Raw genomic sequence first — 18,615 nt, 5'->3', positions numbered from 1 at the left:
CGAACGATTTGCAGTTTTCTTCCGGATGAATATTGTGAAAAATAAGATCGTGTCTGAACATTTGGTGAAAAAGGGATTATGGGGAAAACAACTTGTGTAAACTCAGTGGACGCTATAAAGTTACTATATAATGTTTATAATCTCTTAGCCCCTTTTCAGTTAATTTGTAGGCCATCGGGAAGCGTAGGGTTCGAATTGGCTAGTGGTAATCCGCAGATACGTCCGTCCTAATTACAATCAGGACGCCATAACAAATGTCTTTTTGACATCGTAGAAACAATCGTAAAAAGAGTTGGTGACGATGCCTACAAGAGTAGATGTACAACTGGAAACTCCTAAGTGTGCACTTTCGTAAGAGGAATACGCACATGTAAGAAGCAAATGGTGCAATTATACGAGAACGGAAAGTCCAGAGCAGATTTGGTGGAAGAATATGGCCTCACAGCCTCGGCTCTAGATCGCTGGATTAAGCGTAAGTAATTGATTTGATTCAGCTAGCTCAAAGTGGAGATAGACAGGCAGAGGCTGAGTTGATGAGCCTTACGAACCGTTAATCAACAAGTATTCAAGACAAGACGGCAAACTCAATAAAGATTGCAGACAACAATTGATTTTGCAGTTCATTCTAGCTGTTCGTCGCTTCGATCTCACCCGGTGGTATGATCAATAAAAGATGTTTTGAATCTGTGCTTATTAAGAAAAAAACCTCCTTTACTACTTAAAAGTGGTGAAGGAGGTTTGTCTGTTTAAGTCACAAATTGAAACCCAACGGTAACAAGAATTGGCGGCTGCTGAAGGACAAAATCCTGCAGCAAGCAACCGTTATTTTCACTTTCAGTGGGGAAGGTGCTTTATCGTGGCAACCATTCAGCCTTGTCGCTGCCAAGTTCGGGCGTTGTATTAGACCACCGCGGAGGAGTTTCCGACATCCGGATTACCGGGCCTAAACTCTTCAGATCGCCGTAGATTGTATTATTGTCACATACTGCATAAGATTCAAACTCTGCATCGGACAGCCGGCCTGGGGCGTGTTCAAAGTTCTCCAGCAATCCCTGTCTTTGAAGGAGCATAGCGGATTGGCACAGCGAAACCTGTACTCGATAGCTTCCTCCCTCACGGGCACGACGTGCCAACGCAATCATGGCTCCAAAACTTGCGAGAAATCCAGTAAGGAAGTCACACAAGTATACCGGTGTCAACTTAGGTTGACCGGCCTTATCCGCAATCCCCTGCGTAAAACTTACTCCAGTCACCGCCTGAGCGACCTGATCCCAACCAGCTCGCGAAGCAAATGGTCCGCCAGAACCATAACAGTTCACGCTTACGTATACCAATCCCGGACGCAGTTTTACTAGATCATCGGCTCCAAAGCCATGAGCTTCGAGACGGTGTGGACGATATCCCTCAATGAACACATCAGCTTCCCGTACTAAATCTCTAAGTTGGGCCGCTTCATCAGCAAGATTAAAATCAAGGAAGCAACTACGTTTGCCGTGGCTGGTGTCGCGGACGAAAGGAGGCACCTGAGGTAGATGAGGAGCGGTGACCATTAGAACATCCGCACCATGCTCAGCCATCCCAATTCCCGCCGTCGGACCAGCCAAAATGCGGGTTAAATCCAATACTCTCACTCCGGATAATGGCTGAGTTCCAGGGGGAAGCAGTTCTGGGGCGCTGTCAGCAATTTTTGTAATCTCTACTACGGGACGCGATGCCAAGTAGGCCCCATGAGGATGTACCAGCCATTCTTCCGGCGTACGAACAACCCCGCCACATGCGTTTACGGCTGCCAAAGCCTCTTCAAGGTCGTCTGCCTTCCAACGACGTACGGCCTGAGCAACGGACTCCGGCGTATTTTCACATTTCAACACGTCCAAGACCCGACGTTCAAGATGCGGGAGATTGAAGTGCGGCACAAACCAGCGATGATCTGCAGTCTGCCAAGGCTGGGTTAATGCCACCATATGTTCCACATCTTCCGAGATCGGGGCAGGCCGATACTGTCCATCCTCATCACGTGTGAGCGTCATGTCTTCACCGCCCAGACATGTTGCGGCAGCAGCACTCACATCAATACTGATGGTTTGTCGTCGGCCAGCGCGCAGTTGCCACAGATCATTAGCGGCAACTGCTCTTGCCGCTAATGCATCAGCCAGCGTCTCACCGATACGAAAGGGGGATTTAAACAACGGATCTTCGCCAGAAAAGTTAACCTCGTTTTGGTCAAGCTTATCACCAGAACGAATTGCCATCAGTTCCGAGAATGCACCTGTCTTTCCCAATCTATTGCTCATATTGCTCACTCCCTAAAGTAATGTTTGAATAATGGATTTCTCAGTAAAATGATATTGAAATAAGGGCAGTAGGAGAGTGTATCTTAAAAAAATCATCCAACTCTCTTTTTATACAATAATTATTCTGTCCGGTCAACATTTTTTTAAATGTAGCAAGTTTAAGAATACTACGGAATTCTGAATTTTTATTGGTACTGAGCAAAGCGGATAAAAAGAAAAACGCCCTTATCTTACAAGGTTTGGGCGTTTTAAAGTGCTTGTTCTTCTATGATTGATTTTTCTACGTCGGCTTGCTCCATATGAGAGGGAGACTCAAGGAAGAGAATTTTACTTCTTTGGTTCGAATGAGTCGGAATTGTTCAGCATGCTCATGACTGTCTGCAGACATGCTTCCCGATAGAACTCATGAAGATCATCCCGATCTATCATTAGCCATTGGATCAGGTAGCCGTCAATAACAGCGCGAATCTTCGGAGCTGTCTGCTCAGCAGAAAGATTTATAACAAAAATCCCTTCTTTTTGGCCCAACTGGATAATTTCCTTCCCAATAGCGTTGCAATTATCATAAAACTGTTGATTGATTTCACGGTAAATCGGATTTCGGCTTGCTTTGGCCAGAAAGTCCAAATATACCCGATAAAATGTGCGATTCTTCTCTGGAGAAACAAATACAGAGCTGATATATGCATGAAGCTTCTTGACGGCGGATTTTTCAAGCTCTATAGCAACACATTCCTTTTTATAGATTTTCGCTGTTAGCCATTTCAACAGTTCAATAAGAACTGCTTCTTTACTCTCGAAATAATAATGAACAACTCCTTTACTCACCTTTGCATAATCAGCGATAACCTGAAGCGTTACGGAATCAAATCCAAGCTCAGAAACCGCTTGAAAGGCAGCATAAAGGACCAGTTTTTGTTTTTCTTCAGATTTTTTATAGCGAACCATACAACCTCCAGAAACTCCTGTATTGAATATAATTTCAGTATATCACAAAATTTCGAACATTCATCATGCTCACTTCATTGAGCTAAAATAATATTGACCAGTCAGAATAATTGTTGTATAAGAAGGAGATACTACTTTAATTTTTTTAAAGGAGATAAATTATGTATGGCTATTTTATTAATGTTATTTGCAATATTGGCAGGGATAGCTCTCCCCACCCAATTTAGCGTTAATGCACAATTAAGAACTGTAGTGGGCTCGCCAATTATAGCTTCTGCCATTTCATTTATGGTTGGAGCCGTGGCTTTAATCATAGTATCGTTATTTGGAAAAGGAATTTATATTAAAAAAGAATGGTTTGAAGCACCTTGGTGGATATGGACTGGGGGATTGTTGGGCGCTTCCTATGTGCTGGCAACCACTATACTTATGCCTAGAATAGGCGCGTCTGCCACAGTTGGATATATTCTGGCAGGGCAAGTAGTGGCCTCCATATTAATTGATCACTTTGGCTTAATTGGTGCACATACGCATGCTCTGAGCTTTCCTCGATTATTAGGAGCGCTTTTGGTGATTGGAGGAATCATTTTGGTTCAAAAATTTTGAATTTTAATGACTGGCCTAAGGCATAAATACATGATCCAGAGTTAAGAAAAACTTATTTCTTAGCTCTTTTTTGTTGACCAAATAGGATTATGATTCGTTAAGCATTTACAAAAAAAAGTTGACCAGTCAGAATAATTTATGTATAAATGAGTAGAAGTAATTTCATACATAAGGAGATGATTATTTCACGACTGCGATGTTTCAAACGTATCACAGAAGGAAAGATTGTTCGGTCGTAATGATGATTGAATGGTTCATAAGAGAAGATTAGATATTATTTGATTGATTTATAAGTGATTTTTTTCACAAAAGAGAGTTTTAAAGTCATGTACAAACTATTTTCGAGGAGGATTTTTATGGGGAAGTTGTTTAGTACCTTAACGTTACATACTGGGGCTGTTTTAAAAAATCGTATAGTCATGTCGCCGATGACGATTCAATCGGCGTTTTACGATGGCCGCGTGACTAATGAAATGATAGAGTATTACGCTCTTCGCTCGGGAGACGTGGCGGCAATCATTGTAGAAAGTGCGTTTGTTGAGAATCATGGGCGCGGTTTTCACGGAGCCCTCGGTGTTGATACCGATGCTAAAATCGAAGGATTAAGTAAGCTTTCGAGTGCGATTCAGGAAAAAGGATCCAAGGCTATCCTGCAAATCTATCATGCAGGCCGAATGGGAAGTCCGGAACTTAATGGCGGAGCCCAGCCTATTTCCGCAAGTTCGGTAGCGGCGCTGCGCGATGGAGCGGTTACTCCGTTGGAAATGTCTGCTGAAGATATTGAGGAGATGATCTATCGTTTTGGAGCTGCAACGAAACGGGCGATCATGGCCGGATTTGATGGTGTAGAGATCCATGGAGCAAACACGTACTTAATCCAGCAATTCTTTTCACCACATTCCAATCGTCGTCAGGATAAGTGGGGCGGTAGTCGTGAAAAACGCACGGCATTTCCGATTGCTGTATTGGAAGAGGTTCAAAAAGTAGTAAAAGAAATGCGTGCTGACAATTTTATTATTGGGTATCGTTTTTCGCCCGAAGAAATTGAAGAACCGGGTATTCGCTTTGAAGATACAATGTATCTATTAAATACCTTAGCAGCCTACACTCCTGATTATTTCCATTTCTCTATGAATAACTGGCAAAGATCATCTATTGTAGATACAGAAGACAAAGAATTATTAATTCATAAATATCGTAAACAACAAGCAGCCGATCTGGCAAAAATACCTATTATCGGAGTCGGAAGCATTCGACAAAAGGCCGATGCGGAAAGGGCTTTGGAAGACGGATATGACATCGTCAGTGTTGGCAAGGCCTATTTAGTTGAACCTACATGGGCCACGAAAGTTAAAAATAACGAAGAATGTAAGGTTCTTGCTGACATTGACGAGCGGGACAAATTGAAAATTCCGGCACCGCTATGGGATGTTATGGATTCCCTGATTATTGACCGTCAAGAAGAAGAGCGAAAACTCGCACGCATGAAAGAATTACAAAATGTTAAAGTCAGTTTTGTTCCAGGTACTTATTTTGTATCGGCTCGGGGACACAATGGCAGTTTACCTATGAAAGTAACTTTTTCCGAAGATAAAATCATGAGTATCGTGGTGGATGACCGCCAAGAATCGGAAGGAATTGCGAACCCTGCCTTTGAACGATTGCCGCAATTGATTATTGATGGCCAAACGTTAAATGTGGATGTGATTTCTGGAGCTACCGTAACCAGTCAAGGGGTGATTGATGGCGTTGCCGAAGCAGTAAACAAAGCTGGTGGAAATTCTGAAGTATTACGTTACCGACCAAAACCTGCTGTTGAATGGTCGGATGAAGTCATTAAAGAAATAGCAGATATTGTTATTGTCGGCGGAGGTGGTGCTGGACTAAGCGCAGCTGTGGCGGCTTTGGACAAAGGAAAATCTGTTGTTTTGTTGGAGAAATTTCCGGCCATTGGTGGAAATACGGTTCGTACCGGCGGTTGGGTGAATGCTGCGCAACCTGAATGGCAAAAAACTTTTCCAAGTCTGGACGGGGAAAAAGAAACATTAGCAGCATTGGCTAACACCCCTTATTCTGAGTTCAACGGACAATATTTAGATGATTTCAAAGTGCTGCAGCAACAAATCGCGAGCTATTTGGCTGACGTAGAACAAGGTCGCAATTACTTGTTTGATTCAGTAGAATTGCATCGAATCCAAACCTACCTTGGTGGGAAACGAACGGATTTAAAAGGAAATACAATATACGGCCAATACGATCTGGTGGAAAATTTAACGAATCGCGCCATGGAGTCCGTGAACTGGTTATCCGATAATGGTGTGGACTTCAACACAAGCGTTGTTGACATACCTGTCGGAGCATTATGGCGTCGCAGTCACAAGCCTAAACGGCCCAAAGGCGCTGAATTTATTGAGGTATTGCAGAGAAATGTAGTTGAAAGAAATGGACGAATCATGACCGATACCAAGGCTGAACACTTAATCTTTGAAGCTGGAAAAGTAGTGGGCGTTGAAGCTAGCAAATCAAATGGAACAAAAGTGATTCTGCATGTAAATAATGCTGTGATTCTAACATCTGGCGGTTTTGGCGCCAATACAAAAATGCTTCAACAATACAATACCTATTGGGAGGATATCCCTGCCGAAATTAAAACGACAAATTCTCCGGCTATTACGGGGGATGGGATACGGATGGGGGAAGAAGTTGGTGCTGATTTGGTTGGTATGGGCTTTGCCCAGCTAATGCCTGTTTCTGATCCAAAGTCAGGAGCTTTGCTGACAGGACTGATTGTTCCGCCAGCCAATTTTGTCTTTGTTAATCACGAGGGCAAACGTTTTGTGGACGAATGCGAAAGCAGAGATGTGTTGTCAAAAGCTTTCATAGATCATGGCGGATTGGTCTACATGATTGCCGATGAACAAATCCGCAAGACAGCGGCCAACACTTCTGATGAGAAAATAGAGCGTGAAATACAGGAAGGCGTTATCTATCAAGCAGATACGCTGGAAGAGCTGGCCGTTCAAATCGGTGTGCCTGGCGATGCTCTGATCGAGACGATTAAGAAGTACAATCAATATGTCGATCGTGGTCATGATCCGGAATTTCATAAGAGTGCTTTTGATTTAAAAGTTGAAAAGGCTCCCTTTTATGCAACGCCACGAAAGCCGGCTGTCCATCATACTATGGGCGGGCTGAAAATTGATACAGCAGCTCATGTCATTAATAAGGATGGAGAGGTTATTCCTGGGTTATATGCTGCTGGCGAAGTTGCTGGCGGGATACATGCCGGGAATCGTCTCGGAGGGAACGCTTTAATTGATATCTTTACGTATGGGCGTATTGCCGGTGAAAATGCGGCAGATCTAAAATAAACTCATTCAATGCAAAACAAACCGCGTAAGCAGCTAATCCTGATCAGGCTGCTTTGCGGTTTGTCTTTTTGAAAGGATGATTCACCAGACACTAAATATACAAAAATTTAGAAGCCTGCTCAGTATCAACTGAATGATCAGCCATTAATCCCGAAGTGACAAACATTTTTCCGTCTTTTGCTATGATGATTCCTTCAATATTTTTTTCGGCATTCAATCGTTTAATGCTTATATTGGCTAAATCGGCAAATCCCAGCGTTGTCCAAATCTCGCCGGCAACGGAATTGTCGGAGATGATTGTTACGCTTGCAATGTCATTCTCTAATGGATAACCAGTTTTTGAATCAAGAATATGGTGATACGTATTATTTTCTTGATGAAAGTAACGTTCGTAGATACCTGAAGTGACCACGGATCGATCTTTAGTTAGTACAACTCCAATAATATTCCCTCTACTTTTAAAGGGATTTTGAATGCCTACATGCCAATAACCATCTCTCTGTACCGGTGAAGAGCCGATGGATAGGACATTACCGCCTAAATCAATAAGCCCATTTTTAACTCCGTGTTCAGTAAAGAATTGTTTTAGTTGGTCAGCAAAATATCCTTTAGCAATGGCGCCTAAATCAATAGCCATACCCATTTTCATCAAATGAATGGAGTGTTGGGAATCATTCAGTTCAATTTTTTGAGGATTTATTAGTGATAAACAATCACGAATTTCCTTTTTGCTTGGTAACCTTGCATTTTTAAATCCAATATTCCATAATTTTACTAAAGGACCGATAGCAATATTAAAAATACCATTAGAATTAATACTTACTTCTTTTCCTAATTTGACTAAATCGTATAAATCTTCACCAACTGTTACAGCTTGAATGCCAGAGTTTTGATTTACTTCAATCAGCTCAGAGTAAGCTTTGTTGATGGTATAACGAGATTCAAATTTTCTTAATATACTATGAGCTTGATTTAGCAAGTAATCACCATTTTCATGATAAATGCACAAATTAATAATTGTACCCATCATTTGAAAGCATTTTGAGTGTTTGTTCATTTCCGAAATCGGTTCCTTTCTATGTGTCTATCCTGATTATACAACAATTAAAAGTTGACCAGTCAGAATAAATTTTGTATAACTAAGTTAATGCAATTTATACAAAGGAGACGATTTTATGGCTGCAACGTTTCAAGCATTAGTTGTTGAAAAAAACGACACATTCTCAGTCGGTGTCAAAAATGTTTCATTCGAGCAATTGCCTGTAGGAGAAGTTTTGATAAAAGTAGCATATTCCAGTGTAAATTATAAGGATGGTTTGGCAAGTATTCCTGAAGGCAAAATTGTTCGGTCGTATCCTTTCATACCAGGTATTGATTTGTCAGGTTACGTAGTTTCCTCCTCTGACCCTAGATTTCAAGAGGGACAGCAGGTTTTGGTCACCGGTTACGAAGTAGGTGTATCACATTACGGTGGATTTAGCGAATATGCGCGTATTCCAGCGGATTGGATTGTGCCCCTTCCAGCCGGATTGACATTAAAAGAAGCCATGATTTACGGAACGGCTGGTTTTACCGCGGCTTTATCCATTATGCGTCTGGAGGATAATGGAGTATCACCCTACAAAGGAAAGATTTTGGTTACGGGAGCAACTGGTGGTGTTGGAGGTGCTGCTGTGTCCATGCTGCATAAGAAAGGCTATCAAGTAGTCGCCAGCACAGGAAAATTGGATGCTGCTGATTATTTGAAATCGCTCGGAGCAAGCGAAGTTATCTCTCGCGAGGATGTTGTCGAAAACAGTGGAAAACCGCTCAATAAACAGCAATGGCAAGCTGCTGTTGACTCTGTAGGCGGTAATATGCTCGCTGCCATTTTGAGCAAAATCGAGTATGGAGGTTCCGTTGCTGTTAGTGGCTTGACAGGCGGAACAGAAGTGCCGACAACTGTTCTGCCGTTCATCTTACGTAGAGTTAATCTTTTAGGTATCGACTCCGTTTACTGCTCTGCAGAACGAAGAGCCAACTTATGGAAACTCATGGCACAAGATTTAAAACCGGAGCGGTTGGAAACACTGGTGGATCGTGAGGTATCTCTGCAGGAACTACCTGAGGCGCTTTCTGATATTTTGAAATCTAAAACTCATGGTCGCATTCTGGTGCATGTGTCTCAAGATTTATAAACCATAATTGAAAAAATTGATGACCGGTATTTTCCAAATCAAACCATATGTAAATTCCCTTGATTTGTTCCTGTGATCATGCTATATTTATATCAAAATTAATGCGCTTCCAAATTTATATTCATTAATAAAATCAATGTATTAATGTTTAGGATTGTGACTGTTCGGCAGGCGATACCTAAATTGCGACGATATGAAGTTGCTCATGTGCAGCAGTTTTTATCGTTTCAATTTAGGTATTTTTATTATCCTATTGCGAGAAGGTGTGAAGGTGAGCTAAATGAAAATCAAAAAAATTTTCAATAACAATGTGATATTATTGACCGATGAGCATCAGAATGAAATGATCGTGATGGGAAAAGGCATTGGGTTTAACAAACACAATGCGGAATTCGTTGACTTTTCCAAGGTAGACAAAAGGTTTGTATTGGACAAGGGAAACACCGATAAACTGGTGGGACTGGTTAGCGAAATTCCGGTCGAGCATCTGGAGCTCTCTCATGAAATTATCGAATATGCGAAGCGGAAGCTGTCCGTGAAACTGAGCGATAACATTTATATCACGTTAACCGACCATATCAGTTTTGCTCTCGTCAGATTTGAGGAAGGCCTGCAAATTAAGAACGTTCTACTCTGGGAAATCAAAAAATTCTATAAAGAAGAGTTCCGCATCGCGCTGGATGCGCTGGGCCTGATTGAGCGGAAGCTGGGTATTCGTCTTCCGGAAGATGAAGCGGGTTCCATTGCATTGCATTTCGTCAATGCACAGCATACCGGACAAGATATGAGACAGACCGTTGCTGTGACTCGGATTGTAAATGACCTGTCGAATATTGTGAAATACCATTTTGGAATCAAGATTGATGAGGAATCCTTGAATTATAGCCGGTTCATGACGCATTTGAAGTACTTTGCATACCGCATACTCCGGAATGAGCTGATTCCAGAGGAACAAGATTCCCTTTATGATCAAGTCAGAGAGAAATATCCCGAGGCGTATATTTGTACGCAAAAGCTGGTGAATTATTTGAAGCATAACTACAACAAAAAGCTGACGAACGAGGAAATGTTTTACCTCGTCATTCACATTCAACGGCTGACGAGTCGGGAGATTTAACCGGCTAAGATGGAAGGCAAAAACAATCGAATACAAAGGGATTGTGACTGTACGGCAGGCGAAACCTGAGCTGATGCTTTTTCATGGGAATGATGTACCCGTGAAGCAGCATCAGTTCAGGTTTTTCTTTATTTGGTGAATAAATAATATGTATTTACCAAAGCTGAGCTGAGTGGTGATTGTCAAACTTATCAATTAGGAGGTTATATCATGGATCACCCCAAATTGGGTAAAGAAATTTTGAATCTTGTCGGGGGCAAAGAAAATGTACAGAGCTTGACTCACTGTGCCACACGTCTGCGGTTCGTACTGAACAACAACGAGCGGGCTGACGCTAAAAAGCTGGAACAGACTCCAGGGGTACTGAAGGTAGTGGTAGGCGGCGGACAATTTCAAGTAGTTATCGGGAACGATGTAGCAGAGGTGTATAAGCACATCGATAGAGAGGGTGGCTTCGCCAACAAAGAGGATTCACAGGGAAACGATGCGCAAAAAACAAGCCTGACCTCGAAAATCTTCAGTGTTATCTCCGGTAGTTTGTCGCCTTTGATCCCGGTGTTTGCCGGGGCGGGCCTTGTCAAAGCACTACTTATTGTATTGGAGAGATTGGGCTGGGTTGCTGCAGACAGCAGCACGTATGCGATTCTTGCGGCTGCTGGAAACTCGGTATTCTATTTCCTTCCAATTTTGCTGGGTGTAACGATTGCCAGAGTTTATAATGTGAGCTCCTTCGTTGCAGCTGCGATTGGAGCTGCTTTGCTGGAGCCGAGCTTTACTGCGCTTGGAACGACCGGTGGCTCAACTTCTTTCCTCGGGATACCTGTCCCGCTCTTAGATTACGCATCATCGGTGTTTCCGATGTTTATTGCGGTTAGCCTATATGCCGTGCTTGAACGTTTCCTGAAACGAATCATTCATAAAAATCTGCAGCTTTTTGCAGTGCCGTTTATTTCCCTGGTTATTATGGTGCCCCTGACCGCCATCCTTATCGGTCCGTTTGGTGTATATGTTGGCCAGTGGATTGGTGTGGTCGTGAATTTTCTCATCAATGCAAACCCGATTATTGCTGGCGCGATCCTCGGCGGAGTCTGGTTCTTTGTGGTACTTCTGGGTCTACATTGGGCCGTAGTGCCAATCATTATGAGTAACTTGGCAACTGGCAATGGGGACATGATAGTCCCGCTGCTCGCACCATCAAGCGCAGCAGCCATGGGAATTGCATTGGGCGTATTTCTTAAAACCAGGGACAAGGATCTGAAAGCTTTAAGTGGCTCCACGTTCCTTTCTGGTATTTTGTCAGGGGTAACAGAACCCATCATGTATGGCATCATCCTTCGTTACCGGAAAACCATGATCTATTTGATTATCGCTGCGGCTGTTGGCGGCGCGGTCGAGGGAGCGTTGGGTGTTAAGCTGATCGCTTTCAATTTCTTCGTGAATATATTTACGCTTCCAGCACAATCGCCAGTGTTATATTTTGTTATTGGCCTCCTTGTTTCGCTGGCGCTGGCGACCATTCTTCCTCTCTTGTTCGGGTACGATACGGACAATAAGGCAACGTCGGCAGTCGCAAACACAAAACACCCTGCTGAAGCTTTGGCTGCACAGCAAAGCGAAACGACTGTTTTAAGTCCGTTGAGTGGTCGGATAGTCGGCTTGGAGCAGGTTGAAGATGCCGTATTTTCTTCGGAATCGATGGGTAAAGGGATCGCAATCGAACCGGACAAAGGGGTTCTGATCTCCCCGATTGATGGCAAAGTTGCCGTGACCGTAGGCAGTTCGCATGCCATTGCTGTCAGATCAGAAGATGGCGTGGAGGTTTTGATGCATATTGGCATAGATACAGTCAAACTGAAGGGACGACATTTTTCACAAAAGGTAAGTGAAGGCGATAAGGTTCGTAAAGGAGATGTACTGCTAGAATTTGATTTGGAAGGCATAAAGGCCGAAGGATTTAAGTTGACAACGCCGATCGTCATTACGAATACACACGAATTCCGGGAAATTCGGGTTGCGGCATCGCAAGGGCCGATTCAGCCACTGCAAGAGCTGCTAAAAATAAGCAAATAGGAGTGACGGGCAATGAGATTGATAGTAAATGCCGATGATTTCGGAATTACGACGGAGGTCAGCCGGGGGATTCTTGAGGGGATGAGGGACGGTTTCATCACCGATACCTCTGCGCTCGTCAATTCGCCCGATTTCCTAAGCTCTGTCATACTTGCCCGCGAAGCGGGAGTTACTGAGATGGGAGTTCATCTTACGATAACTTTTTTTAAGCCGGTGCTGGACGCCGCACAGGTCAGCAGTATTGTCGACCCGCAGGGGAACTTTTACCGCAAGCCGCAGCTGATTCCGTCTTCATACAATAAACAGGAGGTCAAGGACGAGCTGCGGGCACAGATTGAAACCTTTCTGCGGACGGGGCTCAAAATGAATCACCTGGACACGCATCACGGATTCAGCATTATGGACGAACAGATACTGGCGATCGTCATCAGACTGGCACAGGAATATCAGGTGCCGATGCGAAGAGACGATTCCATGGCCGCCGATGAACGCCTAAAGGAGCAGATAGTCGCGTCAGGCGTGAAGATGGTTGACAGGCTATGCTTTGATCCGTCCAGCCCCTCTGTTAGTGAAGAAAAAGTGAGGTCAATACTGGAGTGCTGGCAAGACACTGACGCTGTCGTGGAGATTGCCAGCCACCCCGGCTATGCGGATGACAAGCTGCGCGCTCTGTCTTCTCTGGCCGATGAGCGGGAGATGGATCTGAAACTGTTCATGAATCAGGATCTGCTCACGTATATCAGGGATCATCACATCGAATTGATAAGCTACGGTAAGCTGTAATCAGATCAGACCTAAGAGATTCGGGCAGAAAGGAGAAAAAATGAAAATTTCCTTCAAAAAACAACTCATAAATCCGGAGCTACCATGCCATATGGATGGCTACGCGGATCGGATAAGTTATGAACAGCACGATGATCTGGAAATCAATTCGTTGTTAATTGAAAGTAATGAGATTATTTTAATTCACGTGCTTGATCTTATTTTGATCGAAAAACAATTTGGCGAAAAAGTTAAAAGCATTTTATCTGAGAAATTTTCAATTTCAAAAGAAAACATCATTATCGAGGCTACGCATACTCATTCAGGGCCAAAGGTTTCAACGATGTTTTATCCGGAGATCACGCCATCTCAGGACTATCTCCAATTATTGCTGGATAGGATCGTTAAAAATACGGAATTTTGTTTGAATCATAAAACGGAAGCACGGGCCTATTACGGAATATGTGAAATTAATGGATATTACTGTAATAGAAACGACAGATCATTTCCTTTTAATAATAAGGGGTATATATTGCAATTTAGAAATCATTCAAATGATCCTTTGGTTAGTTTAATCAATATAGCGTGCCATCCAACGGTTTTAGCAAAAGATAATCTTTTCATTTCAAGTGATTATATAGGTGAATTGAGAGAAGAATATTTTAATTTAAATCAAACTCCAGCCATAATCATAAATGGGGAATGCGGCGATGTTAGCACACGGTTTACCCGGAAAGGCGATGATTTCGAAGAAACTCACAGAATTGGAAAGGGGATAGCGAGAGTTCTTTCTGAGGTAAAAGACTTTAAAGAGATTACCATGGAGAATTTATCCATTTCGAGCTTTACATTGAATATTGATAAAACCATAGATCCGACAGTGCATTTATACGAATTCGATGATATTAGATTTGTAACGATACCGGGCGAAATCGTTTATAACCTTGGCCAACTAATCCGCTCTCAAGATGGAAAGCCTGCATTTATCCTTGCATACGCTAATGAATATAATGGCTATGCTGTAGATAAAGAACAATACGGTAAATACTTCGAGTCATCTATTACCAATTACCCTTATGGAAGAGCAGATGAGCTTGTTGGAGGAGTATTGAATTTGATTAAATCAAAAAGTTAAACTGAATTAAAAACGGAAGAAGCAGTCAGCTTTCTGCTGGCTGCTTTTACTTGTTGACGTTGCTTCAACATATAGAATGTTGTCGATAACTTTCGATGGCATTTAAGCATGGTTGAACCTCTGTTTTGAAATCCGGATAAATTCGGACGTAGCTGCAGTTTCATAAGTATCTTTACGACGTATAAATAGAGTCGGTGTTAAATAGGATTTATCCGAAATCTCATGAATGCGTAAGTTATATTGAACCATGGCTCTTTCAACCACCGAGCGAGGTAAAAGGGATACCCCGAGACCAGCATGAATACATCCAAGGATTCCTTCCAATGTTCCAAACTCCATGATCTTAGCCGGAATAATTCCTTGCAAATATAACCAATCCTCGAGTTTTCGTCGGTAAGAACATCCGACACGAAATACCAATAAAGTCAGATTTCGCAATTGCTCAGGCTGATCAATGGAGGGGAATTGTCCTCCCGATATGAACGCAAGTTCCTCAACCCCTACCTCCGTAATATCGAGCTCAGCATGATCAACTGGCGCAGCTACAAAAGCTCCATCCAATTCGTACTTTAACACGAAATTGATGAGTTCTTCTGTTGTTCCGGTTTTTAATGTCAAATCCACCTCTGGATAAGATTTATGGTAATCGGTGAGAATAGACGGTAGCCGAATCGCTGTTGTGGTTTCTGGCGATCCGATCCGAAGCGGTCCTCTTGGGATCGAGTTATCTGCCACGACTCGTTCCGCCTCTTGAGTAAGGAAGACAATTTTTTCAGCATAGGACTTGAGGGCCTCTCCGGATGTTGTGAGCCGAACCCCTTGCCGCCCACGACGAAATAGCGATGTTTTCAGCTCTTTTTCAAGCTGCTGGATACGGATACTTATACTTGACTGAACATATTCCATTTTTTCGGCTGCTTTGGTAATGCTTCCTTCGTTCGCAACTGCCAGAAAAATCTGCAGGTCCCGAATGTCCACCATCATTCCCCCATTTAATTATTGATAAAATTAATATTACAAATCATATAAATTCATTTTACACGATATTTGTGGAGAGTTACAATTAGTTTAATAAGCGGCAGGTCTTATGGAGAAAACAGGAGGTTACAGTATGACGACTTATCATTCACTTGAGGTAGAAGGCATAAATGTATTTTATCGTAAGGCTGGTAATCCGAATAAACCAGTCATTTTATTGCTTCATGGCTTTCCGTCCGCTAGTCATATGTTTAGAGAGCTAATACCTATTTTAGAAAAAGACTACTATTTAATTGCTCCCGATTATCCGGGGTTCGGGAATTCCTCATCCCCTGACAGAGAAGATTTTCAGTATACATTTGACCATATTACTGGAATTATCGAAACTTTCATCGATAAACTAGGGCTTGTTAAATATGCGTTATATGTTTTTGACTACGGAGCCCCTATTGGCTTTCGTATAGCCATGCACCATCCAGAACGTGTCACAGCAGTAATAAGCCAAAATGGCAATATTTATCGTGAAGGACTAGGGGATAAATGGGCGGCACGAGAAGAATATTGGCGTAATCCTACGCAAGAAAAAAGAGAAAGTTACAGGACAGCATTTGCGCCTGACACGATCAAGCACCAATATGTTGATGGAACAAAGGAAGGCCAGGTTTCCCCGGATGGCTACACTCTTGATATTGCTTATATGTCCCGGCCGGGGAATGATGAGAAGCAATTGGATTTAATTTTCGATTACCAAAATAATGTAAAAATGTATCCGAAGTTTCAGCAGTATCTTCATGAATATCAGCCGCCCTTATTAGCAACGTGGGGTAAAAATGATGTCTCATTTATTCCGGCTGGCGCCGAAGTTTTTAAGAAAGATTTACCTGACGCTGAGATTTATTTGTTGGATACCGGGCACTTTGCATTGGAAACACATGCCTATGAAATTGGAGAACGAGTGCTGGATTTTTTGAAAAATAAAGAGATTTGAAATAGGGGTAATTTGAATTTAGAAGGGTGACAGGTCAGTCTGATGGAGAATTCAGGAACTAAAAAAGTAAAATTGTTTAATTCCACAAAGACCCTGGTCGGTGGAGTTGTTATGCTCATCATTGCAATGGGGATCGGACGTTTTTCATATACTTCCATACTTCCATTGATGCAATCACAAGCTCATCTTTCCGTTACGGAGTCCGGATATCTGGCAGGAAGTAATAACATGGGTTACCTTATCGCTGCCTTTGGTTCAGGCTTCATAGCTTGGGGAACCCGGAGAGCTTACCATCTTCGAATTCAATTGGTACTCTGTATTATTTTAACTGGGCTTATGGGGATCACTTCATCATTCTTATGTTGGATGATTTTACGCTTCTTGGCCGGAGTTAGCAGCGGTCTTATTTTCGTTTTATCATCAAGTTTAGTGTTGGATGCGCTGTTTTCAGATAAACGTGAAAAATGGGCAGGTATATTTTACGGCGGGGTTGGTATAGGCATTGTTTTGGCAGGGGTGCTTACTCCTGTTCTTAGCTTTTTCACATGGAGGGGAACTTGGATCGGGCTTTTGATCATTAGTATCATCATTATCATACCCGTTTGGTCGTTTATCCGCGATAAAGAGCTGAAACCTATAACTCAAAATGCTGAATCCCTGAGTTCATCTGCGGAAAATCCAGCCATCTTCGGCTGGATTCTTGTTGCTTATGGGCTCGAGGGGTTGGGTTATATTGTAAGTGCGACGTTTCTTGTAGCAATGGTTAAGCAAATGCCTCATGTGTCAAGTTTTGCAGACTATAGCTGGATTATCGTTGGGATAGCGGCGGTACCATCATCAGTGATCTGGTCTTGGTGGGCCAGTAAAGTCGGTTACATCAAACCGTTGATTATTGCGCTTATCCTGCAGGCTGTTGGGGTCATAATGCCGGTATGGCTTCCCAATATATTCGGCGTGACGTTAGGGTCTATCCTTTTTGGAGGCACATTTGTGGGCATTTCCATGCTCGCTCTCGCAGCGGCTCGTATGTCAAGACCATCCAGTGGTAATAGAGCAATTGCTTTGATGACGGGCTTTTTTGGTATTGGGCAAATACTTGGTCCAATCGGAGCCGGAATCGTTTTGGAAGTGGCGCATAGCTACAGCCTATCGCTTCTTCTGGCCACATTGGTGCTTGTTGCTGCTGCTATAATATTGCTATTTGGCGCAGTCATTTCAAGTCCAAAAGCAGCGATAGGGAATTTAAACCATGCACGTATTCATCCTGATCAAGAGCTTAGTTAGATCCTGGGCAAATTTGCATTGGACAAATGGAATGGGTAAACTGATTACTTAATTGGAGGAATAGAAATGCAAATAGGTTTTTTTGATTCTGGTATTGGAGGCATTACTGTATTGTATGATACATTAAATTTTTTACCTAATGAAGACTATTTGTATTACGCAGATACATTAAATGCTCCATATGGGCACAAAACGAAAGATGATGTTAAAAAGCTTGTATTAAATGCTATAGAATTTATTAGCCAGCAAAAAGTAAAAGCAATAGTAATTGCTTGTAATACTGCCACAAGCGCAGCAATCGAAGAAATAAGGGCAAAATACAGTATTCCAATCATTGGTATGGAGCCTGCCGTAAAACCAGCTGTTAAAACAAAAAAAAATATAAATAAACGAATTTTGGTAACTGCTACTGCTTTTACTCTAAGGGAAGAAAGACTTCAAAATCATATTACTAAATTAGATAACGAACATGTTGTTGATTTATTACCTCTTCCGAAATTAGTTCAGTTTGCAGAAGGTTTTGAGTTTAGCGAGCGAATAGTGCTGTCTTATCTTCAAGAACAATTATCTATATATGATTTAAGTAAGTATGAAACTATTGTTTTAGGATGTACTCACTTTTCTTACTATAAGGATATATTTGGAAAATTATTTTCATCGGATGTTAATATAATTGATGGAAATAATGGTACTGCAAAAAATCTAAAAAAAGTACTGGAAGATATGAATTCTTTAAATGAAGGCAACGGCAATATTTCTTTCTATTGTTCAGGGGTCAAAGTCGAGGATAAGGCTAAATTAAAAGAGTTCGATAAACTGTTCAAAAGATTGGATGCTATTAACGAAATGTAATTAAAAGTCTGAGATTTTAGGAATAAAAGGAGG

General features: G+C 42.2%; 16 protein-coding genes. 12 read left to right on the top strand and 4 right to left on the bottom strand.

What is annotated here, in order from left to right; genetic code table 11:
- The first annotated feature begins 381 nt into the window (after positions 1-381).
- Both HPL003_RS30385 and HPL003_RS27240 read left to right on the top strand, forming a co-directional pair.
- The gene (locus HPL003_RS30385) at positions 382-480 is read left to right on the top strand and encodes a helix-turn-helix domain-containing protein (protein ID WP_081473686.1); all 99 of its coding nucleotides are present in this window, start codon (positions 382-384) and stop codon (positions 478-480) included.
- A 73-nt stretch (positions 481-553) separates the two neighbouring features.
- The gene (locus HPL003_RS27240; protein WP_238533486.1) at positions 554-670 is read left to right on the top strand and encodes a hypothetical protein; all 117 of its coding nucleotides are present in this window, start codon (positions 554-556) and stop codon (positions 668-670) included.
- Positions 671-851: 181 nt separating this feature from the next.
- On the opposite strand, the gene HPL003_RS01945 is transcribed toward HPL003_RS27240, so the two are convergent.
- Positions 852-2,282, bottom strand: a complete 1,431-nt coding sequence (locus tag HPL003_RS01945; RefSeq protein WP_202946272.1) for a CoA transferase — start codon at positions 2,280-2,282, stop codon at positions 852-854.
- Positions 2,283-2,621: 339 nt separating this feature from the next.
- On the bottom strand, positions 2,622-3,242 hold the full coding sequence (locus HPL003_RS01940; RefSeq protein ID WP_014277962.1) for a TetR/AcrR family transcriptional regulator: 621 nt from the start codon (positions 3,240-3,242) through the stop codon (positions 2,622-2,624).
- A 165-nt stretch (positions 3,243-3,407) separates the two neighbouring features.
- Here HPL003_RS01940 and HPL003_RS01935 point away from each other — a divergent pair, with 165 nt between their 5' ends.
- A complete protein-coding gene (locus HPL003_RS01935; protein ID WP_014277961.1) occupies positions 3,408-3,848 on the top strand; it encodes a DMT family transporter in 441 nt (146 codons plus the stop codon).
- 356 nt (positions 3,849-4,204) lie between these two features.
- Positions 4,205-7,219, top strand: coding sequence for an NADH-dependent flavin oxidoreductase (locus HPL003_RS01930; RefSeq protein WP_014277960.1), 3,015 nt, complete (start codon positions 4,205-4,207; stop codon positions 7,217-7,219).
- Positions 7,220-7,310: 91 nt separating this feature from the next.
- On the opposite strand, the gene HPL003_RS01925 is transcribed toward HPL003_RS01930, so the two are convergent.
- Positions 7,311-8,276, bottom strand: coding sequence for an FAD:protein FMN transferase (locus HPL003_RS01925; protein ID WP_014277959.1), 966 nt, complete (start codon positions 8,274-8,276; stop codon positions 7,311-7,313).
- Positions 8,277-8,394: 118 nt separating this feature from the next.
- Here HPL003_RS01925 and HPL003_RS01920 point away from each other — a divergent pair, with 118 nt between their 5' ends.
- From HPL003_RS01920 to HPL003_RS01900, 5 genes are all read left to right on the top strand, one after another.
- A complete protein-coding gene (locus tag HPL003_RS01920; RefSeq protein ID WP_014277958.1) occupies positions 8,395-9,396 on the top strand; it encodes an acrylyl-CoA reductase family protein in 1,002 nt (333 codons plus the stop codon).
- 280 nt (positions 9,397-9,676) lie between these two features.
- On the top strand, positions 9,677-10,513 hold the full coding sequence (licT, locus tag HPL003_RS01915) for a BglG family transcription antiterminator LicT (protein WP_014277957.1): 837 nt from the start codon (positions 9,677-9,679) through the stop codon (positions 10,511-10,513).
- 210 nt (positions 10,514-10,723) lie between these two features.
- Complete coding sequence (locus HPL003_RS01910; RefSeq protein WP_014277956.1) at positions 10,724-12,583, top strand: beta-glucoside-specific PTS transporter subunit IIABC; 1,860 nt, start codon at positions 10,724-10,726, stop codon at positions 12,581-12,583.
- A gap of 12 nt (positions 12,584-12,595) precedes the next feature.
- Entirely contained in the window at positions 12,596-13,366 is a 771-nt protein-coding gene (locus HPL003_RS01905; RefSeq protein ID WP_014277955.1) for a carbohydrate deacetylase, read from the top strand.
- A 40-nt stretch (positions 13,367-13,406) separates the two neighbouring features.
- Entirely contained in the window at positions 13,407-14,480 is a 1,074-nt protein-coding gene (locus HPL003_RS01900) for a hypothetical protein (RefSeq protein ID WP_014277954.1), read from the top strand.
- A gap of 102 nt (positions 14,481-14,582) precedes the next feature.
- On the opposite strand, the gene HPL003_RS01895 is transcribed toward HPL003_RS01900, so the two are convergent.
- A complete protein-coding gene (locus tag HPL003_RS01895) occupies positions 14,583-15,464 on the bottom strand; it encodes a LysR family transcriptional regulator (protein WP_014277953.1) in 882 nt (293 codons plus the stop codon).
- Positions 15,465-15,591: 127 nt separating this feature from the next.
- On the opposite strand from HPL003_RS01895, the gene HPL003_RS01890 reads away from it, so the two are divergent.
- The 3 genes from HPL003_RS01890 (at position 15,592) to murI (ending at position 18,582) form a co-directional block, all read left to right on the top strand.
- Positions 15,592-16,446, top strand: a complete 855-nt coding sequence (locus HPL003_RS01890) for an alpha/beta fold hydrolase (RefSeq protein ID WP_014277952.1) — start codon at positions 15,592-15,594, stop codon at positions 16,444-16,446.
- A gap of 42 nt (positions 16,447-16,488) precedes the next feature.
- Positions 16,489-17,730: a YbfB/YjiJ family MFS transporter gene (locus HPL003_RS01885; RefSeq protein WP_014277951.1), complete on the top strand. Its 1,242-nt coding sequence runs from the start codon at positions 16,489-16,491 to the stop codon at positions 17,728-17,730.
- A gap of 66 nt (positions 17,731-17,796) precedes the next feature.
- Positions 17,797-18,582: a glutamate racemase gene (gene murI / locus HPL003_RS01880; protein ID WP_014277950.1), complete on the top strand. Its 786-nt coding sequence runs from the start codon at positions 17,797-17,799 to the stop codon at positions 18,580-18,582.
- The last annotated feature ends 33 nt before the right edge of the window (positions 18,583-18,615 follow it).

It is taken from the genome of Paenibacillus terrae HPL-003 (genome assembly GCF_000235585.1).
GTDB lineage: Bacteria > Bacillota > Bacilli > Paenibacillales > Paenibacillaceae > Paenibacillus > Paenibacillus terrae_B.
Note: the sequence above shows the minus strand (reverse complement) of the source record. Positions and strands in the feature narration are given on the sequence as shown.